General features: G+C 73.1%; 10 protein-coding genes. 8 read left to right on the forward strand and 2 right to left on the reverse strand.

Translation table 11 applies throughout. The features are described from left to right. Positions 1–298, reverse strand: a 298-nt coding sequence (locus AB0O00_RS20415; RefSeq protein ID WP_363653714.1) for an FAD-dependent oxidoreductase, incomplete at its 3' end; no start/stop codon positions are given. A 198-nt stretch (positions 299–496) separates the two neighbouring features. On the opposite strand from AB0O00_RS20415, the gene AB0O00_RS20420 reads away from it, so the two are divergent. The 7 genes from AB0O00_RS20420 to AB0O00_RS20450 all read left to right on the forward strand — a co-directional run bounded on the left by AB0O00_RS20420 (position 497) and on the right by AB0O00_RS20450 (position 8035). After that, on the forward strand, positions 497–1282 hold the full coding sequence (locus AB0O00_RS20420; protein WP_363653716.1) for a GntR family transcriptional regulator: 786 nt from the start codon (positions 497–499) through the stop codon (positions 1280–1282). Between the two features lie 5 nt (positions 1283–1287). Then, the gene (locus AB0O00_RS20425; protein WP_363653718.1) at positions 1288–2001 is read left to right on the forward strand and encodes a phosphonatase-like hydrolase; all 714 of its coding nucleotides are present in this window, start codon (positions 1288–1290) and stop codon (positions 1999–2001) included. Between the two features lie 176 nt (positions 2002–2177). Then, entirely contained in the window at positions 2178–2729 is a 552-nt protein-coding gene (locus AB0O00_RS20430) for an LURP-one-related family protein (protein WP_363653720.1), read from the forward strand. Between the two features lie 119 nt (positions 2730–2848). Then, the gene (locus AB0O00_RS20435) at positions 2849–3685 is read left to right on the forward strand and encodes a glycerophosphodiester phosphodiesterase (RefSeq protein ID WP_363653722.1); all 837 of its coding nucleotides are present in this window, start codon (positions 2849–2851) and stop codon (positions 3683–3685) included. Positions 3686–3694: 9 nt separating this feature from the next. Next, positions 3695–5092 carry an MFS transporter gene (locus AB0O00_RS20440; RefSeq protein ID WP_363653724.1) on the forward strand — a complete coding sequence of 466 codons (1398 nt, stop codon included), beginning with the start codon at positions 3695–3697 and terminating at the stop codon, positions 5090–5092. Between the two features lie 129 nt (positions 5093–5221). Continuing rightward, the gene (locus tag AB0O00_RS20445; protein WP_363653726.1) at positions 5222–6748 is read left to right on the forward strand and encodes a glycosyltransferase family 39 protein; all 1527 of its coding nucleotides are present in this window, start codon (positions 5222–5224) and stop codon (positions 6746–6748) included. A 192-nt stretch (positions 6749–6940) separates the two neighbouring features. Next, positions 6941–8035, forward strand: coding sequence for a YncE family protein (locus AB0O00_RS20450; protein ID WP_363653728.1), 1095 nt, complete (start codon positions 6941–6943; stop codon positions 8033–8035). Between the two features lie 77 nt (positions 8036–8112). On the opposite strand, the gene AB0O00_RS20455 is transcribed toward AB0O00_RS20450, so the two are convergent. Next, on the reverse strand, positions 8113–8709 hold the full coding sequence (locus AB0O00_RS20455) for an XRE family transcriptional regulator (protein WP_363653730.1): 597 nt from the start codon (positions 8707–8709) through the stop codon (positions 8113–8115). 99 nt (positions 8710–8808) lie between these two features. On the opposite strand from AB0O00_RS20455, the gene AB0O00_RS20460 reads away from it, so the two are divergent. Next, positions 8809–10257 carry an aminopeptidase P family protein gene (locus AB0O00_RS20460; RefSeq protein ID WP_363653732.1) on the forward strand — a complete coding sequence of 483 codons (1449 nt, stop codon included), beginning with the start codon at positions 8809–8811 and terminating at the stop codon, positions 10255–10257. Positions 10258–10307: the final 50 nt, after the last annotated feature.

Genomic DNA, 10307 nt, shown 5'->3' on the forward strand with positions numbered 1-10307 from the left:
CCTCGGCGGCCCAGAAGCCGGCGGCCCCGGCGGCGCGCAGCCAGCCGGCCCGGGAGCGCCGGGCGAGGCCGAGCAGGTCGCCCTCCTGGGCGCTGATGCAGCAGTGGCCGAAGTTGCGGACCGAGGCCCCGACGGGCTGCCGGTCGCGCTCGACGACGGTGACGGAGAGCCCGTTGGCGAGCGCCTCGAAGGCGTGGGCGAGGCCGACGATGCCGGCGCCGACGATCACGAGGTCGCTGCGCCCGGGCGCGGGCGAACGGGTGCCGGCGGGGGCGGTGGCGGGTGCAGTGCTGCTCATGGCTCCAGGTTCCGGGGTCGTCGAGGCGAACGTCAAGAGATGTCTGTACAAGTTACCGTCTGTTCACCTGCCCGACGATCACCGGGAACACCGGGCCGTCCGGAGAAACCGCCAGGTGGGACTGCCTTGAGGAGCCGCTTGAGATGCCCCGTGAGAAGCCGCTTGAGAAGCCGCGCCCCGAAGTGTCATAGTCGGCTTGTGAAGACAAGTGACCGCCCGCTGGACCGCACTCCCGAGGACGTCCCGCTGCACCAGCGGCTCGGCGTAGAGTTCCAGCGCCGCATCGACTCCGGGGAATGGCCCGAGGGCCGGCCGGTGCCCAGCGAGTCGCAGCTGTGCGCCGAGTTCGGCACCTCCCGGGGCCCGGTCCGCCAGGCCCTCGCCCTGCTGCGCAGCGAGGGCAGCCTGGTCGGCGGCCGCGGCAAGCCGCCGGTGGCCCGCCGCGCGACCCCCTCCCAGCCGTTCGCCACCTTCCTGTCGTTCACCCAGTGGGCCCGCGGCATCGGCCGCGAGCCCGGGCAGACGACGATCGAGGTGGCCCGCCGCCGGGCCTCCCCCGACTCGGCGGCCCGGCTCGGCCTCGCCGAGGGCGCACCGGTCGTCGAACTCGTCCGGCTGCGGCTGCTGGACGGCGTCCCGGCCATGCTGGAGCGCTCGACCTTCGTCCACGAGGTCGGCCGCGCCCTGTTCGACTTCGACCCGGACACCGGCTCCATCTACGAGGAGCTGCTGCGCCGCGAGGTCGACCTGCACCACGCCCGGCACACCATCGACGCCGTCGCCGCCTCCCCCGAGGACGCCGAGCACCTGGACATCGGCATCGGCGACCCGCTGCTACGCGTGCGCCGGCTGACCACGTCGAGCCTGGGCGTGCCGCTGGAGGACGCCGACGACCGGTACCTCCCCGCCATGGCCACCTTCACCATCGAGAACACCGTCGAAGGCCGCACCACCATCGGCCGCTACCGCACCGAAGAGGACTGATCACCGTGATCGAGCTCGCCGCTCTGGACATGGCCGGCACCACCGTCAACGAGTCGGGCGCCGTGTACCGCGCGCTGCGCACCGCCGTCGAGCGCACCGGCGTGCCGGTCACCGACGAGGACCTGCAGACCTGGATGGGCACCGACAAGCGCGAGGCCATCGCCGCCCTGGTCCGCCTCGGCGGCGGCACCCCGACCTCCGAGCTCGTCGAGGAGGGCTACGAGGCCTTCGCCGCGTTCCTGCGCGAGGCCTACGCGGCCACTCCCCCGCAGGCCATCGAGGGCGTCGAGGACGCGCTGGCCGAGCTGCGCCGACGCGGCATCAAGGTCGCCCTGACCACCGGCTTCAGCGCCGACGTCGCCTACCCGCTGCTGGAGTCGCTCGGCTGGTCGGCCGGCGAGGGCGGCAACCTGGACGCCGTCGTCACCTCGGACGAGGTCCCGCGCGGGCGCCCGGCCCCGCACATGATCCACCGGGCGATGGAGAAGACCGGCGTCATCGACACCCGCCGCGTCCTGACCGCCGGCGACACCATCGTCGACGTCGAGGCGGGCACCAACGCCGGGGCCGGCATCGTCGTCGGCGTCCTCACCGGCGAGCTCCCGCGCGCGGCGTTCGCCGGCCACCCGCACGCCCGCGTCCTCGCCAGCGCCGCCGAGCTGCCCACCCTCCCGGAGACGCTCCCTGCCACCGGCCCGACCGCCCTCCCGACCGCCTGACGCTGCGCCAAGGGCCGTTCGCACACACCCCCTCCGACCAGGGGTTTCGCCTCCGCAACAGCCGTTCGCGCATTCTGTGCGGATTGTGAAACAGAGGCCCGGAAAGCTGTCCTGCGCCCGTTCCCCGTCCCTAGGATCGTGCCCGCCAACGCACCATCAGATGGGGACGAAAGACCATGAGCAACGAGTTCGGCGGCCTGTTCGGCATCGTGCAGGAGCTCTTCGAGGGCGAGCAGCCGGTGTCCGGGGGCGCCGTCTACGACATCGACGAGAAGTTCTTCTCGCCCACCCACGACTTCTGGATCAAGCGCGGCGGCGAGCGCGTCTTCCAGGTCGACGAGAAGATGTTCAGCTTCAGCGGCGTGATCGCCCTCCAGGACCCCGAGGGCAACGAGCTCTACCGGATCTCCGAGAAGATCATGACGCTGCGCGACATCCGCTACATCAAGCGCGGCGAGCAGACGATCGCGACGGTGAAGAAGGCGCTCTTCTCGCCGCTGGTCTACAAGTTCACGGTGACCTTCGAGAACGGCGCGGAGATCCACGTCGAGGGCAACATCACCGACCACCAGTACGCCATCACCTACGGCGAGCAGGAGATCGCGCACATCTCCCGCGAGTGGTCGCTGCTGAGCGAGCACTACTCCGTCAAGATCGCCCCCGGCCAGGACGACGCCCTCATCCTCACCATCGCCGCCTGCGCCGAGGCGATGGTCCTGGACGACTGAGTCGCCGCCGTCCGAACGAACACCCCCGCAGGGGCCGTCCCGACCGCCATCGGGACGGCCCCTGCGGCGTTCGCGCCCCACCGGGCCGGGGACCTGAGCCCCCATTACTGCTTGACAGGATGCGTAATACTGTAACGCGCACCAGCAGAACGACACCGGAGGCCGAGTTGCACCCGTTCCTCGACCAGCGAGGACCCCTCGCCTTCGCCCACCGCGGCGGCGACCTCGGCCGCCCGGAGAACTCGCTCGCCGCGTTCGAGGCCGCCGTCGCCCTCGGCTACCGCTACCTGGAGACGGACGTCCACGCCACCGCCGACGGCGTCCTGGTCGCCTTCCACGACACCCGCCTCGACCGGGTCACCGACCGCACCGGCGCCATCGCCGAGCAGCCCTGGAGCACCGTGCGGCAGGCCAGGATCGGCGGCAGCGAGCCGATCCCGCTGCTGGAGGACCTGCTCGGCGCGTTCCCCGACGCCCGCTTCAACATCGACGTCAAGGCCGCCCCGGCCGTCGCGCCGCTGGTCGAGGCGGTCCGCCGCACCGACGCGTGGGACCGCGTCTGCGTCGGCGGCTTCTCCGACTCCCGCCTCGCCGCCGTCCGCGCCGCCGCAGGCCCGCGGCTGGCCACCTCGCTCGGCCCGCGCGAGGTCGCGCGGCTGCGGCTGCGCTCGCTGGCCGGACCCCTCCTGGTCGGACGCGGGGCCCCGTACGCCGGGATCTGCGCCCAGGTGCCCGAGCGCCACCGCGGGATCCGGGTGGTCGACCGGGCCTTCGTCCGGGCCGCGCACCGCCTCGGCCTGCACGTTCACGTCTGGACTGTGGACGATCCCACACGGATCCGGGCTCTACTCGACCTGGGTGTGGATGGCATCATGGCGGATCGCATAGACGTCCTGCGGGACGTCCTCAGCGAACGCGGCTGCTGGATGGACGGCGGCGCGGACCGAGCACGGTGATTGGAACCCATGAACACCGCGACCGACCTGCCGGACCACCCGGCGCCGGACACCCCGGCCACGGCCACCGACAGCCGTGCGCTGAACCGCATCCGGTTCGGCTGGTACATCAACGACTGGGCGAACGCCGCCTTCTCGGCGACCGTCCTCACGGTCTTCCTCGGTCCGTACCTGACGACGGTGGCCAACAAGGCCGCCGACGCCAACGGTGACGTCCACCCGCTGGGCCTCGCCATCCGCGCGGGCTCCTTCTTCCCGTACACGGTCTCCTTCTCGGTGCTGATCTCGGTCGCGGCGATGCTGCTGGCCGGCACCGTCGCCGACCGCACCGGGCGGCACAAGGAGCTCATGTGCGGCTTCGCCTACGTCGGCGCGCTCGCCACGATGGGCATGTTCTTCCTCGACGGCGACCGCTACCTCCTCGGCGGCGGGCTGCTGGTGGTCGCCAACATCGCGTACGCGGTGTCGGTCGCCCTCTCCTACGCCTACCTGCCGGGCCTCGCCAAGCCCGACGAGCGCGACGCCGTCTCGTCCAAGGGCTGGGCCTACGGCTACGCGGGCGGCGGCCTCCTGCTGGTCGCCAACCTGGCGCTGTTCGAGAACGCCGACGCGCTCGGCCTCGCCTCCGGCACCGCCGTGCGGATCTGCCTGGCCTCGGCCGGGCTCTGGTGGGCGCTGTTCACCCTCGTCCCGCTGTTCCGGCTGCCGTCCCGGGCCGGCGTGGCCCCGGCCCGCACCGGCGCCGCGGCCGACGGCAAGCCCACCGCCGGCAGCCTGCGCGAGCTCGCCAACACCCTGCGCGGCATGCGCCGCTACCCGAAGACGCTGCTCTTCCTCGGCGCCTTCCTCTGCTACAACGACGGCATCCAGACCGTCGTCTCGCAGGCCTCGCTGTACGGCAGCGAGGAGCTGGGCATGGACCAGACCTCACTGGTGGCCGCCGTCCTGATGGTCCAGGTCGTCGCGATCGGCGGAGCCCTGCTCCTCGGACGCATCGCCCACCGGTACGGCGCGAAGAAGACCGTCCTCGGCTCGCTGGTCGGCTGGGTGATCACCCTCGCCCTCGGCTACTTCATGCCGGCCCACCAGCCCGCGTGGTTCTACGCCCTCGCGTGCATGATCGGCCTCGTGCTCGGCGGCAGCCAGGCGCTCTCCCGCTCGCTGTTCTCGCACATGATCCCGGCCGGCCGGGAGGCCGAGTACTTCAGCGTCTACAAGGTCAGCGACCGCGGCACCAGCTGGATGGGCCCGCTGGTCTTCGGCCTCGCCTACCAGGTCACCGGCAGCTACCGGCTGGCGATCATCTCGCTGCTGATCTTCTTCGTGATCGGCTTCGTCGTCCTCGCCAAGGTGCCGGTGCGCCGCGCGATCGAGGAGGTCGGCAACCCGGTCCCCGAGCGCCTCTGACCGACCGCCGCTTCCGCCCCGGTCCGTGAGCCGACTCACGGACCGGGGCGGAGCCGTGTCACGGCCCGGGGTGGGGCCGGACTCCCCATCCCCCTTCCCTGCCGCGTCGCCACCTGCCACACTCGCGCCGTGGACATTCGGGGGGATGTCCCGGGCCGGACGGCCGGGGACGACGACACGCACGCGCCGGCACCGCCGCGCTTCGCCGCCGGACCCGTGCTCGCCGTGGCGGGCGCGATCGGCGGCCTCCAGATCCTGCTCTCCGGGCGCTACGGCTTCCACCGCGACGAGCTCTACTTCCTCGTCGCCGGCCACCACCCCGCCTGGGGCTACACCGACCAGCCGCCGCTCACCCCCCTGCTGGGCCGCGCCTCGACGGCCCTCTTCGGCGACAGCCCGACCGGTCTGCGGGCCGTCGCGGTGCTGCTGTGCGCCGGCACCGTCGTCCTGGTGGCCCTGCTCGCCCGGGAACTGGGCGGCGGCCGGCCCGCCCAGCTGCTCGCCGCGTGCGCCGCGGCCTGCTCGGCGATGGTGCTCGGCATCGGGCACATGCTCTCCACCGTCACCTTCGACCTCGCCGCCTGGCTGGCCGTCAGCCTGCTCACGCTGCGGCTGCTGCGCACCGGGGACCGCCGCTGGTGGCTCGCCGTCGGCGCGGCCTTCGGGATCGCCCTGCTCAACAAGGACCTCGTGGTGCTCCTCGCCGCCGTCCTGCTCCCCGCGATCCGGTGGACCGGCCCCCGCCGGGTGCTGCGCGGCTGGTGGGCCCCGGCCGGCGCGCTGCTCGCGGTGGCCCTCGTCCTGCCCAACCTGTGGTGGCAGGCCGCCCACGGCTGGCCCCAGCTGACCGTCGCGGGCGGCATCAGCGACAAGGACGGCCTGGCCAACCGCCTCACGTTCGTCCCGATGCAACTGCTCTACCTCTCCCCCGTCCTGATCCCCGTCTGGGTCGCCGGCTTCCGCCGTCTGCGGCACGACGCCGCCCTCGCCTGGGCGAAGCCCTTCGCGGTCGCCTATCCCGCCATCTGCCTCCTCGTCCTGATCAGCGGCGGCAAGCCCTACTACGCGATGCCGCTGCTCCTCGTCCTGACCGCCGCCGGCTGCGAACCGACGGTGCAGCGCGTCCGCACCGGCCGACCGGTGCGGTTCGCGGCCTGGCTGGCCGTGGGCGCCCTGGTGAACGTGGTGATCACCCTGCCCGTGCTGCCCGCCCGGCAGCTGCCGGTGGTGAGCTGGATCTACCCCGAGCAGGCCGAGCAGGTCGGCTGGCCCGAAGTCGCCGCCGCCGCGGGCGCCGGCTGGTCCGCCGTCCCGCCCGAACTCCGCTCCCGGGCCGTCGTCTTCACCAGCAACTACGGCGAGGCCGGCGCCCTCGCCCGCTACGGCGCCCGCTACGGCCTCCCCGCGCCGCAATCCGGCCACATGTCCTTCGCCGACTGGGGCCCGCCCCCGGACTCCGCCGACGGCCCCGTCCTCCTGCTCCACCCCGCGCCCTACCCCGAGGTGGAACGCGCCTTCACCGGCTGCCACGAGGTGGCCCGGGTCGACAACGGCCACGGCCTCGCCAACGGCGAGCAGCACGCCCCGGTCCTGCTCTGCACCGGCACCGTCGCCCCCTGGTCGAAGCTCTGGCCCCGACTGCGGCACTACTACTGACGGGGCCGCCCCGGCCCGGCCCGCTGCCGCCTAGCGTCGTCCCCGCGGGCCCGGGGCCAAACAGTCGGCAAACAGCCCCCACGGCGCCCCGGGCATGGCATAGCCTCACCCCGCTGCCATGCCATGGATCCGCCACAGGAGAGGCACCGCGAAGTGAACTTCCTTGTATCAAAGGCCCGTTGGTCAGGCATATTGCTCTCCGCCACGCTGCTGCTGGGCAGCTCCGCCGGGGTCGCCGCGGCCGAAGGACCGAGCCCGCTGCCCGCCCTCGCCGCCCCCGTCCCCGGCGTCGACCGGCTGCTCTCGCTCCCCGGTGCCAACTGGGCGCAGCGCGCGCTGGTCAGCGCGGACGGCACCCGCGCCTACGTCGGCGAGGAGACGGGCACGGGCAACCGGCTGGACGTCATCGACACCCAGAGCGGCGCGTTCGTCGCCCAGGTGCCCACCGGTGGCGACCCGTGGAGCGGTCCCAAGGCCTTCAGCCCGGACGGCGCGGTCGTCTACCTGATCACCAAGGACACCCTGAACGTCTTCGACACCGCGACGAACACCCTGCGCGCGAGCGTCGCGCTGCCGGACCAGCCCCGCCCGGCCGGCTGGCAGTCCGGCTCGCCGACCGGCCTCGCGGTCAGCCCGGACGGGTCGAAGGTGTACCTCGCCGAGACCGGGCCGAACAGCGGCACCGTCCCCGGCACGGCGTTCCAGCCCGGGCGGCTGCTCACCTTCTCGGCCGCGCAGGCCGCGTTCACCGGCGCCGTCGCGCTGCCGACGGTCGAGCCGCGCGAGGTCGTCGTCCGCCCGAACGGCGCGGACGCGTACGTGAGCGCGGCCGAGGGCCTGGTCCACGTGGACGTCTCGGGCGCGCAGCCGACGGTCGTGCGCACCGTCACCTCGCCCGGGTTCGTCGACGAGCTGGCGCTGACCCCGGACGACACCCGGCTGTACGCGCTGACCAGGCCGGACGGCCGGGTCCAGGTGGTCGACCTCGCCGCCGACGCGCTGACGGCGACGATCGACCTCGGTACCGGCCTGCGCCAGGTGCCCGGCTTCGCGCTGAGCCCGGACGGCGGCCGGCTGTACGTGCTGGAGGACACCCAGCTGCCGGGCCCGACGGTGGCCGCGTACGACACGGCGACCAACCGGCCCGTGCCGACGGAGAACGTCGCGCAGTTCGACGTGGAGCACGGCACGAGCCTGACGATCGGTCCGGACGGCCACACCTTCTACGTGCCCGGGGTGAGCATCACCGACCGCCCAGGAACGTACCTGCAGATCGTCACGTTCTGACCCCACCTTCTGACCCCACCGCACGCGCCCGGGCCGCTCCACCGGCCCGGGCGTACGCTTTACCGAACGATTCGGACTCAGTGATCCGGCCCGTCCGCCACGTGCAGCCGCTGCTCCGCCCGGAAGTGCAGGAGCAGCACCGAGCGCACCGCCTCCCCGCCCAGCGCGGTGTACGCGTGCGGCAGCGCGGCGTCGAAGCCGACGTAGTCCCCCGGCCCGAGCTCGACCTCGCAGCCGTCGACCCGCACGCCGAGCCGCCCCGCCTGGACGACGGTGTGCTCGGTGCCCGCGTGCCCGGCCGAGTCCTGGGTGCCGCCGGGCCTGACCCGCTGGTCGTACACCTCGAACACGGTGTCCCCGGCCTCGATCCGGCGCAGCGGCCGCAGGTCGACGCCGGCCCCGCTGAGCGGTTCGACGCCGGCGGCGCGGACCACCGTGACGCCGCCGCCCGGGGCGCCCTCGACGAGGTCGGAGATCGGCACGCCGAGCACCCTGGCGAGCCCGAACACCGTCTCCAGGGTGGGGTTGCCGGTGCCGGACTCCAGCTGGGAGAGCGTCGCCTTGCCGATCCCGGCGCGCCGCGACAGTTCGGACAGGGAGAGGCCGCGCGCGGCCCGCAGGCGCTTCAGGTTGGCGGCGAGCACGCCCCGCACGGAGCCCTCGGAGTCGCCCACGGAAATCCCCTTCTCTCCGAGCGTCGTTCGGTATACCGTACGGGACGCGACCGCACCCGCACCCCGACCCAGCCCCAGATCCAGCCCTGGAGACGGCACATGACCGAGCCCACCCAGCCCACCGAGTCCCGGCCGGCCGACACCATCAAGTACCGCAAGAACGGCCTGACCCGCGGCGTCACCGACGAACTCGCCGACAGCATGCGCCACGGCTGGGCCGACACCGAGCGCGGCGACCTCGCGCCGATCGCCCAGGCCGCGCACACCGCCCGCCGCCGCGCCGAACTCGCCGCCGCCTTCCCGGGCGAGACGCTGGTGGTCCCGGCCGGCAACCCCAAGGTCCGCGCCAACGACACCGACTACCCGTTCCGCCCGTCCTCCGACTACGTCTACCTCACCGGCGACCAGTCCCAGGACGGCGTACTCGTCCTCTCCCCGGCCGGCGAGGCCACCCTCTATTTGCGCGACCGCTCCGACCGCGGCAACGGCGAGTTCTGGCTCGACAACCACGGCGAGCTGTGGGACGGCCGCCGCAACAGCCTCACCGAGAACGAGCGCCTGCTGGGCCTGCCCTGTCGCGACGTCCGCGCCGTGCGGGCCGACCTGCGTACCGTCACCGGACCGGTCCGCGTCCTGCGCGGCCACGACGCCGGGGTGGAGGAGGCCCTGCACAACAGGATCACCGCCGAGCGCGACGAGGAGTTCCGGGTCTTCCTGTCCGGACTGCGCCTGGTGAAGGACGAGTTCGAGATCGCCGAGCTGCGCTTCGCCTGCGAGGCCACCGCCCGCGGCTTCGAGGACGTCGTCCGGGTGCTCGGCACCGACACCGAGACCGCCGAGCGCCTGATCGAGGGCACCTTCTTCGTCCGCGCCCGGGTCGAGGGCAACGACGTCGGCTACGGCACGATCGCCGCCGCCGGCCCGCACGCGACCACCATGCACTGGGTGCGCAACGACGGCCGCGCGAAGCCGGGCGACCTCCTACTCCTCGACGCGGGCGTGGAGACCAACGAGCTGTACACCGCCGACATCACCCGCACCCTCCCGATCAACGGACGCTTCGACGCGTTGCAGCGCAAGGTCTACGACGCCGTGTACGCGGCGCAGGAGGCCGGCATCGCCGCGGTGCGGCCCGGCGGCATGTTCCGCGACTTCCACCACGCCGCCCAGCGGGTGCTCGCCGAACACCTCACCTCCTGGGGCCTGTTCGGCGACCTCACCGCCGACAAGGTCTACGAGCTGGGCCTGCACCGCCGCTTCACCCTGGCCGGCACCGGCCACATGCTCGGCATCGACGTCCACGACTGCGCCCACTCCCGCACCGAGGACCACGTCGACGGCCCGCTGAAGCCGGGCATGGTGCTCACCGTCGAACCCGGCATCTACTTCCAGGAGGACGACCTGACCGTCCCCGCCGAGTACCGCGGCATCGGCGTCCGCATCGAGGACGACATCCTCGTCACCGCCGACGGCAACGAGAACCTCTCCGCCGCCCTCCCCCGCCGAGCCGACGCCGTCGAAGCCTGGCTGGCCGAACTGCGCGCCTGACCCGGTCGACTGCAACCGGTCGGCGGCCTGCGGCACCGTTTCGCCGCAGG

The sequence above is a fragment of the Kitasatospora sp. NPDC093558 genome, from assembly GCF_040683475.1.
Classification (GTDB): domain Bacteria; phylum Actinomycetota; class Actinomycetes; order Streptomycetales; family Streptomycetaceae; genus Kitasatospora.